General features: G+C 55.0%; 17 protein-coding genes. 3 read left to right on the top strand and 14 right to left on the bottom strand.

What is annotated here, in order from left to right; translation table 11 throughout:
* The first annotated feature begins 52 nt into the window (after nt 1-52).
* Together KW808_RS05475 and KW808_RS05470 are read left to right on the top strand one after the other, a co-directional pair.
* The gene (locus KW808_RS05475; protein WP_003863660.1) at nt 53-1,786 is read left to right on the top strand and encodes an ABC transporter ATP-binding protein; all 1,734 of its coding nucleotides are present in this window, start codon (nt 53-55) and stop codon (nt 1,784-1,786) included.
* A complete protein-coding gene (locus tag KW808_RS05470; RefSeq protein WP_003863659.1) occupies nt 1,783-3,753 on the top strand; it encodes an ABC transporter ATP-binding protein in 1,971 nt (656 codons plus the stop codon). Before KW808_RS05475 ends, KW808_RS05470 begins: the two co-directional genes overlap by 4 nt.
* Here KW808_RS05470 and mfd read toward each other — a convergent pair.
* The 6 genes from mfd to KW808_RS05440 form a co-directional block, all read right to left on the bottom strand.
* Entirely contained in the window at nt 3,730-7,374 is a 3,645-nt protein-coding gene (gene mfd / locus KW808_RS05465; protein WP_003863658.1) for a transcription-repair coupling factor, read from the bottom strand. The two genes, KW808_RS05470 and mfd, sit on opposite strands and share 24 nt — an antisense overlap.
* 5 nt (nt 7,375-7,379) lie before the next feature.
* Nucleotides 7,380-8,033 carry a TetR/AcrR family transcriptional regulator gene (locus KW808_RS05460; RefSeq protein WP_011896982.1) on the bottom strand — a complete coding sequence of 218 codons (654 nt, stop codon included), beginning with the start codon at nt 8,031-8,033 and terminating at the stop codon, nt 7,380-7,382.
* Nucleotides 8,034-8,392: 359 nt separating this feature from the next.
* A complete protein-coding gene (locus KW808_RS05455; protein ID WP_003863657.1) occupies nt 8,393-8,887 on the bottom strand; it encodes a hypothetical protein in 495 nt (164 codons plus the stop codon).
* A 3-nt stretch (nt 8,888-8,890) separates the two neighbouring features.
* Entirely contained in the window at nt 8,891-9,121 is a 231-nt protein-coding gene (locus tag KW808_RS05450) for a holin (protein ID WP_003863656.1), read from the bottom strand.
* A complete protein-coding gene (locus KW808_RS05445) occupies nt 9,111-10,082 on the bottom strand; it encodes a hypothetical protein (protein WP_003863655.1) in 972 nt (323 codons plus the stop codon). Before KW808_RS05445 ends, KW808_RS05450 begins: the two co-directional genes overlap by 11 nt.
* Nucleotides 10,083-10,145: 63 nt before the next feature.
* Nucleotides 10,146-10,475 (bottom strand): hypothetical protein, encoded by a 330-nt coding sequence (locus tag KW808_RS05440; protein ID WP_003863654.1) that lies wholly within the window; start codon nt 10,473-10,475, stop codon nt 10,146-10,148.
* Between the two features lie 96 nt (nt 10,476-10,571).
* On the opposite strand from KW808_RS05440, the gene KW808_RS05435 reads away from it, so the two are divergent.
* Nucleotides 10,572-10,763, top strand: coding sequence for a hypothetical protein (locus KW808_RS05435; protein WP_003863653.1), 192 nt, complete (start codon nt 10,572-10,574; stop codon nt 10,761-10,763).
* Between the two features lie 43 nt (nt 10,764-10,806).
* On the opposite strand, the gene KW808_RS05430 is transcribed toward KW808_RS05435, so the two are convergent.
* The 8 genes from KW808_RS05430 to KW808_RS05395 all read right to left on the bottom strand — a co-directional run bounded on the left by KW808_RS05430 (nt 10,807) and on the right by KW808_RS05395 (nt 17,419).
* Complete coding sequence (locus KW808_RS05430) at nt 10,807-11,205, bottom strand: hypothetical protein (protein WP_003863652.1); 399 nt, start codon at nt 11,203-11,205, stop codon at nt 10,807-10,809.
* 21 nt (nt 11,206-11,226) lie between these two features.
* The gene (locus tag KW808_RS05425) at nt 11,227-11,601 is read right to left on the bottom strand and encodes a hypothetical protein (protein WP_003863651.1); all 375 of its coding nucleotides are present in this window, start codon (nt 11,599-11,601) and stop codon (nt 11,227-11,229) included.
* Between the two features lie 411 nt (nt 11,602-12,012).
* Nucleotides 12,013-12,201 (bottom strand): hypothetical protein, encoded by a 189-nt coding sequence (locus KW808_RS05420; protein ID WP_003863650.1) that lies wholly within the window; start codon nt 12,199-12,201, stop codon nt 12,013-12,015.
* A complete protein-coding gene (locus KW808_RS05415) occupies nt 12,194-12,553 on the bottom strand; it encodes a hypothetical protein (protein WP_034983651.1) in 360 nt (119 codons plus the stop codon). The genes KW808_RS05420 and KW808_RS05415 overlap by 8 nt, the downstream gene beginning before the upstream one ends.
* A gap of 12 nt (nt 12,554-12,565) precedes the next feature.
* On the bottom strand, nt 12,566-14,434 hold the full coding sequence (locus tag KW808_RS05410; RefSeq protein ID WP_231107898.1) for a hypothetical protein: 1,869 nt from the start codon (nt 14,432-14,434) through the stop codon (nt 12,566-12,568).
* Nucleotides 14,431-15,000 (bottom strand): hypothetical protein, encoded by a 570-nt coding sequence (locus tag KW808_RS05405; protein ID WP_003863647.1) that lies wholly within the window; start codon nt 14,998-15,000, stop codon nt 14,431-14,433. Before KW808_RS05405 ends, KW808_RS05410 begins: the two co-directional genes overlap by 4 nt.
* Nucleotides 15,000-16,604 (bottom strand): Gp37-like protein, encoded by a 1,605-nt coding sequence (locus KW808_RS05400; protein ID WP_003863646.1) that lies wholly within the window; start codon nt 16,602-16,604, stop codon nt 15,000-15,002. The genes KW808_RS05405 and KW808_RS05400 overlap by 1 nt, the downstream gene beginning before the upstream one ends.
* 14 nt (nt 16,605-16,618) lie before the next feature.
* On the bottom strand, nt 16,619-17,419 hold the full coding sequence (locus tag KW808_RS05395) for a hypothetical protein (protein ID WP_003863645.1): 801 nt from the start codon (nt 17,417-17,419) through the stop codon (nt 16,619-16,621).
* Nucleotides 17,420-17,422 lie beyond the last annotated feature (3 nt).

Here is a 17,422-nt window from a genome sequence, read left to right as displayed (position 1 = left end):
AGCTTAAAACCCGGACATCCACCGGGTGACTCTCCCCAAAAGGAATACATTCATGCTGTGGTCGATATTGGTGAGGTTTTTAAAACCCGCATGGCCCCTAATTTTAACCGTCATCATTTTCCAATTGGCGCAATCAATCACCTCCCTCCTACTCCCCACGCTAAACGCAGACATCATTGACAATGGTGTGGTCACAGGTGATATCGGCTATATTTGGCGCACCGGTGGAATCATGCTGGCCCTGACATTAGTCCAGGTTGCCTGCGCTATCGCCGGTGTTTATTTCGGTTCCAAACTTTCCATGAGAGTGGGCCGTAATTTACGTGCGGCGATCTTTGGCAAGGTAGTGAACTTCTCTGAGCGTGAGATGGGTCAGTTTGGCGCACCGTCGCTGATCACCCGAAACACCAACGATGTGCAGCAGGTTCAGATGCTGGTGCAGATGACCTCCACTTTGATGATTCCCGCCCCGATGCTGGCCATTGGTGGCATCATCATGGCGGTGCGTCAGGATCTTGGATTGTCCTGGCTGATGGTGGTCAGTATTCCGGTGCTCATCATCGTGGTGGCGCTGATCATTGTGCGCATGGTTCCGTTGTTCCAAACCATGCAAAAGCGCATTGACCGCATCAATCAGATTATGCGCGAGCAGCTCACCGGTATCCGCGTGGTCCGCGCGTTCGTGCGTGAAGATGAAGAACGCGAACGATTCACCACTGCTAGTAAAGATGTCGCTGATATCGGCGTGCGCACCGGTAACCTGATGGCGTTGATGTTCCCTGCCGTGATGCTGATCATGAACCTGTCCGCAGTGGCCGTGATTTGGTTTGGTGCTTTCCAGGTGGAATCCGGCGAGACGCAGATCGGTACGCTCTTTGCGTTCTTGCAGTACATCATGCAGATCCTCATGGGCGTCATGATGGCAGCGTTCATGTTTGTCATGGTTCCGCGCGCTGCCGTTTCCGCTGATCGCATCGGTGAGGTTCTGGAAACCACACCGTCTGTGCAGGCGCCAGAAACACCGGCGCAGCCGTCGACAAGCACTGGCGAAATCGTGTTCAACAACGCAACTTTTGCCTACCCCGGCGCGGATGACCCCGTGTTAAATAATGTGAGCTTCCGCGTTGCGCCTGGTAGCACGACGGCGATCATCGGCTCGACGGGTTCGGGTAAAACGACGCTGATCGGGCTGGTTCCTAGGCTTTTCGACGTCACCCAAGGCGACGTTACCGTCGATGGCACCGATGTTCGTGAATTTGAGCCGCTGAAGCTGTGGGATCGGATCGGTCTTGTTCCGCAGAAGTCGTTCCTGTTTTCTGGAACGATCGCCAGCAACCTGCGTTACGGCAATGAAGATGCCACGGAAACGCAGCTGTGGCAGGCGCTAGCAATTGCTCAGGCGGCGGACTTTGTGCGTGAGATGCCAGAGGGTCTTGATTCTGAGATTGCTCAGGGTGGAACCAATGTTTCTGGTGGTCAACGCCAGCGTTTGGCCATTGCCCGGGCGTTGTTGAAGCAGCCTGAGATCTATATTTTCGACGATTCTTTCTCCGCCCTCGATGTGAGCACAGACGCCGCTCTTCGCCGAGCGCTGAGCACCAACCTGCCGGATGCAACCAAGTTGATTGTCGCCCAGCGTGTCAGCACGATTCGAGATGCCGATCAGATTGTGGTGCTTGATAACGGCGAGGTTGTCGGTATTGGCACGCACGCGAATTTGCTGAACACGTGCGGTACCTACCGTGAAATTGTTGAATCCCAAGAAACTGCGCAGGCGCAATCATGAGTAATACTGCAGGCCCCCGCGGGCGTTCCCATCAGGCAGACACCGCGCCGAATCAAAAGGCACAGAATTTCGGACCATCAGCCAAAAGACTCTTCGGGATTTTAGGCCATGACCGCAACACCTTAATTTTCGTTATTTTCCTTGCCGTCCTGAGCGTTGGCCTTACCGTTTTGGGCCCATGGTTGCTGGGTAAAGCCACCAACGTGGTGTTTGAAGGATTCCTGTCTAAGCGAATGCCGGCTGGTGCGTCAAAGGAAGATATCATCGCGCAGCTGCAGGCTGCAGGTGAACATAATCAGGCTTCCATGATGGAAGACATGAACCTTGTTCCAGGCTCAGGCATTGATTTTGAAAAATTAGCCATGATCCTCGGACTGGTGATCGGTGCTTATCTGATCGGTAGCCTGCTGTCGCTGTTTCAGGCGCGCATGCTCAACCGCATCGTGCAAAGTGCCATGCACCGGCTGCGCATGGAGGTGGAGGAAAAAATCCACCGCCTGCCGCTGAGCTATTTCGATTCCATCAAACGCGGTGATCTGCTTAGCCGCGTAACCAACGATGTGGATAATATCGGCCAATCCCTGCAGCAAACCTTGTCGCAGGCGATCACTTCCCTACTCACCGTCATTGGTGTGTTGGTGATGATGTTTATCATCTCCCCACTGCTCGCACTCGTGGCGCTGGTATCCATTCCGGTCACCATCGTGGTCACTGTGGTGGTTGCGAGCCGTTCCCAGAAACTGTTTGCGGAACAGTGGAAGCAGACCGGTATTTTGAATGCGCGTGTGGAGGAAACCTACTCTGGCCACGCCGTGGTTAAGGTTTTCGGACACCAAAAGGATGTTCAAGAAGCATTCGAGGAAGAAAATCAGGCTGTGTATAAGGCCAGCTTTGGTGCCCAGTTCATCTCTGGCATCATCATGCCCACCATGATGTTTGTGGGTAACTTGAGCTACGTGGCCATCGCAGTCGTTGGCGGCTTACAGGTTGCCTCTGGATCACTATCCATCGGTGGCGTGCAATCCTTTATCCAATACTCGCGCCAATTCACCCAACCGCTGTCGCAATTGGGTTCCATGGCCAACTTGCTGCAGTCCGGCGTGGCCAGCGCCGAGCGCGTTTTTGAGCTTCTCGACGAAGACGAACAGGACAATGATCCTGCGCAGCCCAACACCGTTGCCACTGGTGCGAACCGTCTGGAATTCAAAGATGTGTCCTTCGGCTACTCAGAGGATCGCCCACTGATCAACAACTTGGATCTGGAAGTTCGTTCCGGCAGCACCATTGCCATCGTGGGTCCCACCGGTGCGGGCAAGACCACATTGGTGAATTTGATCATGCGTTTCTACGACATCAACAGCGGTTCCATCACTCTTGGTGAAACAGCACAAGACGCCGTGGATATCCGCACCATGGCCCGAGAAGATCTGCGATCACGAACCGTCATGGTGTTGCAGGATACGTGGCTGTTTGCCGGAACCATCAGGGATAACATTCTCTACGGCAGGCCTGAAGCAACTGAGGAAGAAATGCTTGCTGCATCCAAGGCAGCCTACGTGGATCGGTTTGTCCGTTCCCTGCCAGAAGGCTACGACACCGTACTTGATGATGAAGCCATGAACCTGTCGGTGGGTGAACGCCAGCTGATCACCATCGCGCGTGCATTCTTGGCTAATCCCCGACTGCTGATTCTGGATGAAGCCACCTCATCGGTGGATACGCGTACCGAATTGTTGATTCAGCGCGCCATGTCTAAGCTGCGCCAAGACCGCACCGCCTTCGTCATCGCGCACCGGTTGTCCACGATTCGTGATGCCAACCTGATTTTGATGATGAAAGACGGCGAGATCGTGGAGCAGGGCAATCACCGTGAGTTGATGGCCCTGGAGGGCGCATATTGGGAATTGTACAACTCCCAATTCAACGCCCCTGCGAAAGAAGAATTACAGGCTGACGGAGATCACTGATGATTTCTTCTTAGGCTTTCCTGGTTGTGGTCCGCGAACATCGATTTCCTCCACGTTGAACATGTTGGAAATGAAGTTCGCTACCCACTGGAGGAGGTCGACGTCGCGAAGCAAAGGATCTGTGACCTTGTTGCCTGCCTTCGGGAAAGACAGCTGGATTGCTTTAGCGGCTGCGCGGTAGGTGGCGCCTGGGAACAGGCGCTTTAGGCGCACTTGCTGCGAATCGGCGAGGTCAACGGGGTGGACCTTGATGCGAGTGCCCTGCACCGCAATGTCGGTGAGGTGGGCTTCGCGCATGAGGTGGCGCAATCTGGACACAGCCAGCAGGCGCTCCACTTCTTCTGGAATGGGACCGTAGCGGTCTTCCATTTCTTCCACCGCAAGGCGCAGATCCACTTCCGATTCGGACTGCGCGAGCTTGCGGTAGATTTCCAGACGCAGACGCTCGGCGTTGATGTACTTTTCGGGAATGTGGGCATCCACGGGAAGGTCCACGCGGATTTCCTTTGGTCCCTTGACGGTGCCATCAACAACTTTGCCATCAGCCAGCGCGCGGTAGGCTTCCACAGCTTCACCAACAAGGCGAACGTACAGGTCAAAGCCCACGCCAGCGATGTGGCCTGATTGTTCCGCGCCTAGTACGTTGCCGGCGCCACGCATTTCCAAATCCTTCATCGCAACCGCCATACCGGCACCCAAATCATTGTTTTGGGCAATCGTTGCCAGGCGGTCGTAGGACATTTCAGTCAGCGTCGCACCCTTTGGATACAGGAAGTAGGCGTAACCGCGCTCACGGGAACGACCCACGCGGCCACGCAGCTGGTGCAGCTGAGACAAGCCCATGTGGTGGGCATTTTCCACGATAAGCGTGTTGGCGTTGGAAATATCCAGACCAGTTTCCACGATGGTGGTACACACCAGCACATCGTATTCGCGGTCCCAGAAACCTTGAACGGTTTGTTCCAGCAGCTCTTCACTCATCTGACCGTGGGCAACAACCACTCGGGCTTCGGGAACTAGATCGCGGATCTCGCGGGCCTTCTTCTCAATATCTGCCACCTTGTTGTGGATGAAAAAGACCTGGCCATCGCGCAGCAACTCGCGGCGAATTGATGCCGCGACCTGCTTATCCTCATACGGTCCCACATAGGTAAGAATTGGGTGGCGATCTTCCGGCGGGGTGAGCATGGTGGTCATCTCACGGATACCGGCCATGGACATTTCCAGGGTTCGCGGAATCGGGGTCGCGGACATGGTCAGCACATCCACGTGAGTACGCAGAGCCTTGATGTGCTCCTTGTGTTCCACGCCGAAACGCTGCTCCTCATCCACAATGACAAGCCCTAGGTTTTTCCACTGCACGCCAGTCTGCAGCAAACGGTGAGTACCGATGACGATATCCACCGATCCTGCAGCCAAACCGGAGAGAATCTCCCGCGATTCCGCAGGCGAAGTAAAGCGTGACAATCCCTTGATGGTGACAGGGAAACCAGTCATACGCTCTTCAAACGTGGACTGGTGCTGCTGCGCAAGCAACGTGGTAGGCACCAGAACGGCTACCTGCTTGCCGTCTTGCACAGCCTTGAACGCCGCGCGCACCGCCACTTCCGTCTTGCCATAACCCACATCGCCGATGATGACGCGGTCCATGGGGACACTTTTCTCCATATCCTCCTTGACCGCATCGATCGCCAACATCTGGTCTTCAGTCTCAACGTAGGGGAAGTTATCTTCCATCTCTTTTTGCCACGGCGTATCCGGCGCAAACGGGTGACCCGGCGCGGATTGGCGCTTAGCGTAGAGTTCTACCAGCTCACCGGCGATTTCACGCACGGCAGCGCGAGCCTTCTTCTTGGCGTTCTTCCAGTCAGAACCACCCATTTTGGACAGCGTCGGCTTCTCGCCACCGACGTAGCGGCTGAGCATATCCAGCGCATCCATCGGCACATACAGCTGATCGCCGGGCTGTCCGCGCTTAGATGGCGCGTACTCCAGCACAATGTATTCACGGCGCGAGGTCTCATCACCCGCAGAAATGGTTCGTTCAGTCATCTTCACAAAACGACCAATGCCGTGGGTTTCATGAACCACCAAATCCCCTGGCTCCAGCGCCAAAGGATCCACCTTGTTGCGGCGTTTTGCAGGTCGACGTTTCGCCCCTGCAATATCGCCAACACGGTTACCAGTCAGATCGGTTTCTGTAATAACCACCAACGGCATTGCAGCGCCATCGCGGTGTTTACGCACCTTCGGAAACACCAGGCCAGCATGGCTCAGCGCATGATAAAGGGTCACTTGACCAGGCGTTGGCTCCCAACCCGGGGTCGCCACATGGGTGGGAATGCCCTTTTCCGCGAAACGATCGACCATGCGCTTAATCGCGCCTTGGGTCGGCGCGATAAACGCAGCCCGCCCACCGCCGGTTGTGTGCGCAAGCAGCTGCGCCATCATCGCATCGATCTTCGGCAGCTCACCGCGCGGCGCCGGCCCGGCTTCAAAATCAAGCGGCAGCGTCGCCTCCTCCGAGGCCTCAAACATGCCCGGCGGCGCGAAAGTCCACCAACGCACATCGCTTTTCGACGCAGAAACCTCCAAACTTTCATAACTGCGATAGCTAGAAGCTTCCAAGTCCAGGCCTTCCGCAGCCACTGGACCATCAGCACCCATCGCAGCTGCTTCCCAACCAGCCATCAAAAACTCAGCATCGGTTGCTTCCAGATCCGCAATGCGTCGGCGCACCTTCTCCGGAGCAATCACCAATACATGGGTGTTTTCCGGCATGAGCTCCAGCATCGGAACCATCGGCGTATCCGTCAGCGCCGGAATCAACGCCTCCATGCCATCAACATCTTGGGAATCCGCAATCCTCGACAGCATCTCCACAAGCGTCGGGTTGCCCGGGTGCTTAGAAATAAGAGACTCCGCACGCGATGCCACTTCTTCAGTAATGAGCAATTCACGCGCCGGGAAAATCTCAATGCTCTTGATGGTGATTTCTGGGATGGTGCGCTGATCTGCGACAGAGAACTGCCTGATGTCAGAGACTTCATCGCCCCAGAACTCCACACGCACCGGATAATCCAATGTGGTGGGGAAAATATCCAAAATGCCACCGCGGGTAGCAAACTCACCGCGCTTGGCCACCATATCGACATGCTTGTACGCACGGAAAACCAGCTCAGTGGTCAGGGCAGAGAAATCAAACTCCGCGCCTTCTTTAAGAGTGAGGGGTGCACGACCTTCAGCATCTTTGAGTACCGGCTGGCAAAACGCACGCGCAGCAGCCACCACGACTTTGAGGTCGCCTAGATGATTGAGCACCTGAGCACGCTTGCCCACAATGTCCACACCCGGACTCAATCGCTCATGTGGCAGAGTCTCCCACGACGGAAGCCACGCCACCTTATCGCCCATCATCGCCTTCAACTCAGCCGTGAGATCCTCAGCCTCACGGCCAGTAGCAGTCACCACCAACACCGGAGCATGATGCGCCAACGCACCAATCGCCCACGGACGAGCCTGATCAATGCCAGTGATATGCAGATGCTGCTGCCCCACATTCGACATCAACCCCTTCAACTTGGGGTCGGTTGCAGCGACCTTCAACAGCCCCGCGAGCATAGGTGTCACGCTTCACTCTCCTTTTCTTGACCAAAAATCGCACCCTCAGCAGAACTGATGGGAGTTAACTTCGGATCGGCTTCCATCCCCGTCAAACCATTCCAACAAAGATTAACAATATGTGCGGCAACTTCTTCCTTCGGCGGAGTGCGCTCATCCAACCACCATTGCGCCGTCATCGACACCATGCCCACCAACGCCTGACCATAAAGATTCGCGTACTCAGCGTTGAGCCCGGATCGGGTGAAGGCATTGCCGAGGATGTGCGACACCTGCGTCGTGGCGTCGTTAAGCAAAGTGCCATACGACCGGCGCTCGCCGGGCCGCATATCGCGCACCAAAATCAAAAAGCCATCCGTCTCATCTTCGACATACGTCAACAACGCAAGAACCGCCTGCTCAATGCGATAACGCGAACGACCATGCTGCAACGACTCCGTGATCATCGCCTCCAGCTTGACCATCTCACGATCAATCACCACCGCATACAAGCCCTCTTTGCCACCGAAATGCTCATACACCACCGGCTTAGACACATTCGCGCGCGCCGCAATCTCCTCCACACTCGCGCCGTCGAAACCGCGCTCAGCGAAAACCGCACGCCCAATAGAGATTAATTGCTCCCGACGTTCCTTGCCGGTCATCCGCTGTCGAACCATGTCATCCAGAGTATCTCAGCTAAGCGGACCCCAATAATTGGTTTTCTAAGACAATGATGTAAACTCTAGCGGTGCAGTTAATTACTGCAGTTCCCCATGGTGTAATCGGCAACACTACGGTTTTTGGTACCGTCATTCTAGGTTCGAGTCCTGGTGGGGAAGCAAGTAGAAACCCCCGCTCACCAGCACTTTCAGCGCTGGTGAGCGGGGGTTTTCGTTTTCTTTGATACTGCATTGACCTGCGGTTCCCTGGCTCGTCCAATCCCTAGGTGAGCCAAAAATGAGCCAAAAATTTGGTGGCTACATCCGGTCTTAAACGACGAAAACGCCCCACCAACGAATGACGTTGGTGGGGCGTTTTAAGTAGTTGGGTCTCGCGCTTTCGGCTTCGGATCACGAAGAGTGTACTTAGACGACCTCAAGGTTGGGTCAACTTGCTGAACCTCAGAGAGAAGCACAGCAGGGATAGTTGGAAGCGTCTCTGGACGATCCGTCCATCGTTGCTGTGCCCACCGCTCACGCTCTGCGATGTGCAGAACCGCAGCAGTCTTTAACGCAGTCACATCAGTAACTCGTCGATTCAGATCAACCAGTTGGTGACCTTGATCTTCCTGCCGCTGCTGTTGATCAGCAATATGGCGTCGCAGATCCTCATTGATTTGAGCAAACCCCCCGATCGCTGTCTCAATCTCTTCCATCGCGGAGCGCCGCGCAGCTTGCTGGATCTCTGCAAACTTCAGATCAGTCTCGGCCTTCTGCGTTCGAAACTTCTGAAAAGCGATGATCAAGCCACCAAGCGCGGTCGCGAGCCCAGCGAGACCGCCGATCAATGCGACCAACTCCGCGGCATCCACGAACTACTCCTTAGTACCCGGCGCGATCAGCGATGCGGAATCGCGGTTTCCGATGCTGGTTGACGCGATAGAGGTGAGAATACTGACGAGAGCTGCAGTGGCGCCGATGGCCAAAGTGTCAATCCAGTCGATCGTGAGGATGGTTACTCCGGCGACAAAGACTGCGAGGATGGCTTGAGCCGCAGTTTTGATGGCGCGTTCAAGTGCGTCTTTCCAGAATGTTTTAGAGTGCATGCTTTGGTTCCTTCTGTTCTTGTTGGCTGTCATCGCCTGATGCGAATCGAGCTTGCAGGCTGTTCATTTGATCGGTGAGTTGGTCGATTTTGCGCTCCAAGCGTGGAACGTCGTGATCGTGCAGTCTGTAGGCATAGTTGTTGGTGAAACGAATGAGGTCGACGATTCGGTGCTTTGTCTTGTCGACGGCTTCGATGATGGAATCGAATGATAAAGCCATTGGGGTCTCCTGATTTGAGGTTGAGGGAGACATGATTGCCTCCCAGGTTTTAGGGCCGATGTGCCCGTTTGTTGGTCCGAGTCCGCCGGCTGCTCGTTGTTGGTATGGCTTGACGTGTTCCGCGACGTCTCGCCATCGCCCGGTGGCTAGGACGCCGAGTTTTCGCTGAATTTCTTTCAGCCCTTCCACGAAGTACGAAGGTCCACCGGCTTCACCCGAGATGGATTCATCGGGGCCGGACAGCGGACCGTAGTAGAAGTTGGATGGGAGCGGGAATTCTGCGGCTCCTCGATACCCCATCGTTGCATCGAGATACCACCACTCGTGATACAGCGAGTCGTTCCAGGCGCGCGCAGTACCTGACACGACGTGGCCTGCGATTCCCTTGTACATTCCGCGAGATTCAAAGTTCACACCGGCAAACGTGCCCGATGTATGACTGTTGTAGCCACCACCGTTGTGATAAAAACCAAGCTTCAGGATCGCATTGGTCGGCACAGCTGACTTCGAAGATGCACGGGTGAGCCCGAGCACCTGCCCCGATGCCAGCCGAAAAGTTTCAGTGCTGCCATAGCGAACATTTCGGGCTTTCCCTTGAAGAGCAGCAGCAACCGCCATGACGAACCATGAGCAATCACCGCCAGGGTTTCCTGAACCGCCGTAGGAATATGGCAGTCCATTTTTTGAATAGATCCAACCGAGGATCTCCATGGCTTGAGAATAAGAAATGACCTTAGTCACTACATACCTTCCTTATTGTTTGTTGCATGCGGAAACCCCGCACCAAGCGGGTACGGGGTTTGATTAGTAGCCCAATGCATTCTTGCGGTGACTAGTAATTTCCCGCAGCCGATGCACGTACTCATGCGACGGAGAGTCCAGCTCCTGGGCTAAGAGCAGGCACTGGGCTTCCATGGCCACAAGATTCGACTTGGCCAGAGCTCGCTGACGCGATGCAGCTTCAGGGCTTCGGTGCAACGCTTCAGCAGTCAGCACCGAGGTTTCATAACAGTCGAAGAGCACCTCGACGGCTTTACTACGCGCGTCATTAGCGCGGTCATATGATTCGCGCGCAGATTCCACGGCGGCGATCAATGCATCGGATGCTTTCGAAAAGTCAGAGTTAGAAGACATATATATATCCTTCAGGGGTATTTGCCCCAAACGTCATATGTTTAAGGCATGGATGAATTAACGTCTTTGAGGACGCTAAGAAAGGGGGTGAAAATAATGACCATTAGCAAAAAATATGAAGAACTCGAGCGACTTACTGATGAGCTAGCTGAGATCAACTACGTCGTCTTAGAAGACGACGAGCACGGAAATCCGCGAATGCCCAGTGAAGCTCAGCGTGAACGAAGCCGAGAGCTAATCCGCCAACAGCGTGAGATCTTGAGGGAACTCAAAGAGCTCGAAAACTAGCCATCTCTAAAATCAGGCGTCAAGTGCTGACACACTCGACGCCTCACGGCCCTGCGTTTTTGCTTGGTGTAGGGATGCACATCACCGAGCCCGTAACATGCGGCTCGGTGATATTTCCTACCCTCCATAGACGGATTGCAATACTATCCCCAGGGCTGACGGATATGTATCCGATCGACTGCTTCGTACTCCCATTAGGTAGTTCACCTTGAGGAATGTTTTTGATCGGAATGTCGTACCAACCAGAAACGTTTAGGTAATTCCCATAAAGGGTGATCCCCTCAAATCCAGGCCATTCGACTATGACAGTCCACCGGCCTGGTCCTAGTTCGACAGCGTATCGCGGGTATCTGCCTGAGCGCTGCTCCTCTGGGATGGTGAACGTTGATCCTTCACCATCGTTGAAGAACTGGACTGCGAATGGCTCAATGAAGTCAGACATGAGCCACCACCTTTGTAGTGGCTACATTGTTCCTGCCTGCACAATAGTCAACGCTACTCGGGCTGTACCCACCGCAGGCGCGGTGGCTGTTCCATTCACTGAAATGACTGTGTTTTCTTGATCTACTACGATCTTGATCAGCGTGGACTTCGTGCCCATGAAATCCTCGTACGGGTTGGCGTAAAAGATTTGATCGCCATGAGCCACACGAATACGAACGTTGATAGACCCCACAGGCACTTGAGTGTCCATAATTATGATGTTCGCACCCACAGGAAGCGCTATCGTCCGTCCGAACGGCCACGGCCCGGCTGTCACTGGAAATGCGTGCAACGCGGTCTGCTCCGGTTTCACAATCGTGGTTTCCGGCATCGGGAAGGCCAACGGATCGGTCACTGTGCCCACCTGACCACCAGGAGAAGAGTAAGCCCGAGAAGCCTACCCCCCCCCCGCTCATTGGGATGACGGTTACGGTTATGCGGGTGTTGGCCTGGTCATTCGTGTTTGGTGTACCAGAAAGATTAATCCACATTTCCGCCCCTCCTTCTGAGCCGATAGTGAAAAGTAGTTGCCCTGAGGGGGGAAGGGTGCCCGCTATTTTGTCTGCTGATGCCCAAGTACGTCGGAAAACTACCTCACCAGAAAAGCGGGATTCAGAAGTGAGTCGCACCATCATGACCCCTCGGTTTAGCCACACGCGGTGCACTGGGTCGGATACGCCTGTTACTTGCCAGTCTGGAAGAACCATGGCTACCGTATCGTTCCACTGGGGGCGCATCACCACCGAATAGGGTTCCACAAAGTCAGTCACGGTGTCCTCCCCTCGAGTACTGCGATGCGTTCGCTGAGCGCGGAGACTGCTTCTGCCAAAACAAGATTTTGTCGTGCCACTTCACCCACCGCTTCGCAAGTTTTGGTCACGGCTTTAGAAAGCGCGGGTATATCCCCGGTGCGGATTATCGGCTCACTCACTGGGAAATGGATTGTCTCACTCACTTGGCACCTCCTCCGTCTCGATCTCCTGCCATGCTTCGTCGACGCCCGGCTCACCCGTGGCCACATCCTGGGAAATGTTCACCCACTTCTTGTCCAGGTGCCACACCTCAAAACCAGTGGGGTATGCCGCAAAGTTTGCGATAGGTTCCACCCACACGATCACGCCATCGTGTTCCTCATGCGGTGCAGCACTGTGATAGATCGTCGCGGCTTCATTGCGTTGCGCGAACACTTGCGGTTCCAAGTCGATCGCTTTCTTGCGGTCGACCACCGCGTTCAACGCCGCAGCGATGTTTTCTTTCGGGATCTTCTTGGTGGACTCAGCCCACGCATCAAAATCAAAAACGGTCATGTTGTTTCTCCTTTATGTGATGTCGGAAGTGTCAGAGGGCGCATCCACCCAGCCGACAGAAATTTCAGAATCCCTCATCGTGCGCGCCCCTGTCCCACTCGCACCAGCAAACGCCGCAAATCGAACCTTCTCGTTGGCGTACAAATTCAGTGTCGCTTTAAACGATTGTGTACGGTAGCCGTCCTGCCCCGGCAACAGTGGCCCCAAACCAAAATCAGTCACCCGATGCACATCATTAATGCTTCCAGTGCCTCTCTGCCGGGTAACAAGAATTCCGTAGGAGTCACCACGAGATGCAGCATTCCAACCAACACGGAAGTACACCTCATGCTCGCCGGTGATCTTCGCAGTGAACACACCACTACTGAACCCATTGTCGGTGTCGCTTACTGGGATGCTCTGCCACGTATCACGGGTGGGAACCCAACCGGACACTGATGGCGGATTCGCCAGACGTGGTGTTCCAGGACGAATGGTGTACTGCAGCGATGCCGATGATGTAGCAGTGTCCAGGTTGAATGTGCGGTTCGCGGCACTTACGGTGCCGCCCTCAATAACTGGTCCGAAGTCGCCCGAACGGTGCACCGCACAGTGGTAAATCCACTCGCCTACCCAACCTGGCTTGGCAACCAATTTGCGCTTACCAGACGCAAAAGTGACTTCCCAATGCGGGTTATTCACTGAGTTCACTTGAGCTGAGTCCGGTAAAAACATCACGCGGGTGATGTACTGTTGCACCGCCCTGAGTGCAGAAGCGTTCGCTTTGATCGCTTCGCCTTGAGCTTCGACGCTTGCGGCTTGGGCTTTGGCGGCTTCGGTGTTTGCTTTCTGCGCTTCCAAAGCAGCTGTTTCCGCTGACGCTAAAGCAGCCGCGTTTTCAGCAGCCGCGTCCAAAGCCTTTTGTGTAGCAAGCGCTACTTGTTCAATCGCCTGGGCGTTCATCATCGTGGCGACGCTGGCCTGTGCAGCAGCACTACCAGCAGCACGAACACCACGAGACAGTGCTGCATTCACATCGATCTGAATAGCTTGCGCAGCAGCCACCTCAGCAGCAGCGTCAAGCGCTGACTGAGCAGCACCAGAAGCAGCTGTAATCGCCTGCCCCTGAGCAGTCAAAACCTCACCGTGATAGCCCACAATCTGAACCAGCTTGGCCTGAACTTCACCTGCATCAGCCTCAACGTCAATCTGAACGCCCTGCGCAGCAGCCAAAGCAGCAGCAGCATCAGTGGCGTGAGTTTGCGCTTTCGTGACCTCAGCCTGGCCATCAAGCACAGCCTGGTCGACGAGAATCTTCGCGGCTTTTACGTCCTCATTGAGTTGATCAGCTTGGTCAGCAGCAGCCAACGCGTCAGCAGCATATCCCAGAGCGTCAGTCGAATAGCCCTGCGCATCTTCGGAATATTGCTTGGCCTGATCAACATACTGCTGACCATCGAGAACAAGATTCTGAACAGCTTCGTTAGCGGCCTGCGCGTCCTGAGCAGCAGCCTCCGCAATACTCAACGCATTCTGGGAATGTGACAGAGCCGTCTCGCCCAGAGCCTGCGAGTTCGCTAGAGCCGTATCCACCTCATCAAAATACGGCTGCATCTCCGCTTCCAAATCAGCTTTGATTGGAGACCAAATGTCAGGAAGCGGCTCTGGCGGAGGCTTCTTGGTAAAGATGCTCGAGATCATGCCACCAATACTTTTGATCAGATTGACGGCACCATCCACCACCGCACTAAAAACCCCACCAATAGCATTGATCCCACCAGCGATTGCCGACCCGACACCCTGGATGATGTTCGTGAGGACTTCACCAACTGCCTCACCAAACTGCTCAAATCCAGTTCCTCCCGGCGCGACTATGACTTGGCGTGTTGGGTCGACACTCATGGGTTGGTGGCCTTTGCTTGTTGGGCGGCGGCGATGACGTTGTCGAGTTCGTCTGGGGTGAGTCCTGTGAGGTTGATGGTTGTGGGGTTGTGGGTGTTTGGTGTGTCGGTGCGTGGTTGGGTGATTGGTACCCATTCGCCTGGTTCGAGTGGTGATCCTGCGTAGGTGGATTGGTACATGATTTTGGGGCCGACGACGATGGTGAATCGCCATTCTCCGAGGATTGAGCATTGTCCTTGGAGGTGGCCGTCTTTGATTTCGAGGGTGGTTGGTGCGTCTCCGTCTATCCAGGTGCTGGAGGTTTCGGCTCCTGGTATTTTCCAGTTGATGGTGTCTCCTGGGGAGATGTTTATTGTGGCGTCAGGTGTTGTTATTCCGACTGCCAGGGTGATTGGGTGGAGGGTTTCTTGGTCGCCGTTGTGGATGAATCCGACGTCTCTGAGGTGTTGGGCGAGGATGTTGAGTCCTTCGGCGTCGAGTCGGATTCGGTTTCCTGCGTTGATGAGGAGGCCTGCCCATGGGTCGGTGTTGGTGGGCATTGTGTATGGGTAGATTCGTGTGATCATCAGCTGCTCCCTGCGTAGGTTATGACTCGGCGGATGATTCCAGACAATGTGGAGACTGATTGCGCGAGCATTTTTGCGGTTGATTGTCGTGCTCTGGCGTCGCCGATGGCGACGGTGACGGAGTTCCTGCCGCGTTTTGAGATGAGGTGGATTTCGTCGATGTATGAGGCGATGGTCATTCCTAGGGCTTGGACTCCTGCTTGGTCTCCGGTGTGGAAGTCTCGGCCGTGTTTGTATGGTCGGTCGTCTTCTACTTCGAATTCAAATGAGAGTGCGCCGCCTGTTTCTTCGAGTGCTGCGACTCCTTGTTGGGTGGCTGAGATTGTCCATGCTTCTCCTGACATTGAGACTTCTCGATAGCGCAGGTCGCCGTGGTAGGTGCGGCGTCGTGGGTGGTCGAATGTTTGGAATGCGAGGATTCGGTCTTTGATCATTTCGCTGGCGGTGTCGCCGGCGATGACTGCTAGTGCGGGTCCGATTCCGGGGAGTAGTGAGCCTAGGCCCGCGGCGATGGCACGAATGCCGGTTCCGAGCACTGTGTTTAAGGCTGCTGGTGATTTGCCACCGATTGCAACTCGGTCATCGGTGCTCTTCGAGATGACGATCCTGGACTTTGCTGTGTAGTCTTCTGGTTTCCAGACCACCCATGGTGCAAGTCCTGATGCTGTTACTGTGCTTGATGAATCCATCTCGAGGACGTCGGAGAGTTCGTTTTCTCCTGCGATTCCGAAGGCTCTTTTTATTCCTTGGATTGGGTCTGCGATTGTGCCGGTCGCACCGCTGTGGTGTGACCGATCTACGACGTCAAATACGATCGTTGGTTTTGTCAACGTGACATATTCGGGTGAGGGTTGAGGGTCGCATGGAAACCAGTATTCTGCGGTCACCATGAGCCCGGCAGCTTTGACTGTTTCATTCAGCGCGTCCCACGCATTGTCGTATCGTGCCTCAATAATGGTCCATTCTGTTACGCGTTCAGGGACTTGAGGTTTCATCCATAGGGACCATCGACTTCCATCGACCTGTGAGAATGCGCTCGGGTTTGAGAGATCCCAGGCGCCCAGGAGCGACAGCGGTTGGAAGTCTCGCTCCAACGCTTTGATGATGTATTCCTTCACGACTTTCAAAGCCTGGCCCTGGCGAATGTCTGACCATTTCAGCTGAAAGGCGTCTGGTGATGATGTATTCGAGCGCAGCACGAGGTGCTTAAGATGCTCGAGTGGTCTTAATCCCAGCAGCGCCAAGGTGGATCCAGAACGGCTTCCCATATCGACCTGGAGTTCATGGACGCGGTATCCCCATTCAACACCTGCATCAGTTTGAACCAACATATGGACTGCTTCATGGAGGACCGCGTCACGATCTGGGGTGAGTGAATCCTCCATTTGAAGCAGCCATGGAACAGCTGGGTTATCTGACTTTATTGAGATTGTTCCTTGAGCAACGTCGTGAGCGGCATCAGCGACGTCCGCATCGACCCAACCTCGAAGTTCCATATATGGTTCACCAGCGCGGTCGAGCAGCCACGCCGCTCGACCTTGTGACCTCGCCGCCGTTTGAAAATCGTCCCGCCATTTTTGCCACTGTTGGATAGTCAGTGTCATAAGAGTTCTCCTTCCTAGTGCCACGGAGCGAGATAGCGCTCTTGAACAGTCACCGTTGCTCCTGTGGGAACAACGAACTTGACTTCCATATCCGGGAGTAACGCAATCGGATTCCACTGATTCCGAAACGTGGACCACAATGCAGGAAGAGGCTGACCGCCCACCAATGTCTTCATCCTGTGCTCAGGCTCCAGCAACGTCGTCGCTGACACAGCTCCTGGTGATGGCAATGTCCCCTGCCACGTCCGGCCACCTGTCTCAATGATCAACTCCCCGGCGCGGTCGTATGTGACCTCTGCGGTTGCTGGAAGGTCTCCGGCGATGGTGATGTTGTGGGTGCCGGCTGTGTATGCCTTAGGTTTGGTGAGCCAGCAGCCGTCGAGTGCTATCAGTGGTTCTTGGATTTGGATCATGCCGATTTGTAGGGGGTCGGCCTCTGGGTCACTGGCCCCACCGGCTCTCCGGATTCGGAGGCTCCGGTAGTAGTCGTCGCGAGCGCTGTAATAGAGCCAGCCGTCCTTGCGTGAGCTAATGGCAGTCTGCCAGTTTGCCCATGCTCCGGGGACTTGCCGTTCGTGGATATTAACAGCAAGTGTTGGCGTGATCGCGGGAATTGCTTCTCCTGCGATGTCTTCGCCGATTTGGGTGATGGTGGCTGCCATTTCTCGGTCGAGTGAGGATGTGACGCCACTGATTGATTCGAGTGTGGCGCCCCGGTCCCCTTGGTCGGCGCCGCCGTAGAGAGTCCATTTTTTCCCGGTGTGGTCAATGAACCACCAGTCAGAGGACCTCGTGCCATCGAGTTTTATTGACATGCT

It is taken from the genome of [Brevibacterium] flavum, assembly GCF_019317305.1.
Taxonomy (GTDB): Bacteria; Actinomycetota; Actinomycetes; order Mycobacteriales; family Mycobacteriaceae; genus Corynebacterium; species Corynebacterium glutamicum.
This window is presented reverse-complemented; position numbering and strand designations above follow the sequence as displayed.

Excerpts from the sequence above, each read along its gene's own strand:
- KW808_RS05450 (WP_003863656.1), bottom strand. The coding sequence starts at position 9,121 with ATGCACTCTAAAACATTCTGGAAAGACGCACTTGAACGCGCCATCAAA.
- KW808_RS05400 (WP_003863646.1), bottom strand. The coding sequence starts at position 16,604 with ATGACACTGACTATCCAACAGTGGCAAAAATGGCGGGACGATTTTCAA.
- KW808_RS05410 (WP_231107898.1), bottom strand. The coding sequence starts at position 14,434 with ATGAGTGTCGACCCAACACGCCAAGTCATAGTCGCGCCGGGAGGAACT.
- KW808_RS05415 (WP_034983651.1), bottom strand. The coding sequence starts at position 12,553 with ATGACCGTTTTTGATTTTGATGCGTGGGCTGAGTCCACCAAGAAGATC.
- mfd (WP_003863658.1), bottom strand. The coding sequence starts at position 7,374 with ATGCTCGCGGGGCTGTTGAAGGTCGCTGCAACCGACCCCAAGTTGAAG.
- KW808_RS05405 (WP_003863647.1), bottom strand. The coding sequence starts at position 15,000 with ATGATCACACGAATCTACCCATACACAATGCCCACCAACACCGACCCA.
- KW808_RS05470 (WP_003863659.1), top strand. The coding sequence starts at position 1,783 with ATGAGTAATACTGCAGGCCCCCGCGGGCGTTCCCATCAGGCAGACACC.
- KW808_RS05460 (WP_011896982.1), bottom strand. The coding sequence starts at position 8,033 with ATGGTTCGACAGCGGATGACCGGCAAGGAACGTCGGGAGCAATTAATC.
- KW808_RS05395 (WP_003863645.1), bottom strand. The coding sequence starts at position 17,419 with ATGTCAATAAAACTCGATGGCACGAGGTCCTCTGACTGGTGGTTCATT.
- KW808_RS05435 (WP_003863653.1), top strand. The coding sequence starts at position 10,572 with ATGACCATTAGCAAAAAATATGAAGAACTCGAGCGACTTACTGATGAG.
- KW808_RS05430 (WP_003863652.1), bottom strand. The coding sequence starts at position 11,205 with ATGTCTGACTTCATTGAGCCATTCGCAGTCCAGTTCTTCAACGATGGT.
- KW808_RS05475 (WP_003863660.1), top strand. The coding sequence starts at position 53 with ATGCTGTGGTCGATATTGGTGAGGTTTTTAAAACCCGCATGGCCCCTA.
- KW808_RS05440 (WP_003863654.1), bottom strand. The coding sequence starts at position 10,475 with ATGTCTTCTAACTCTGACTTTTCGAAAGCATCCGATGCATTGATCGCC.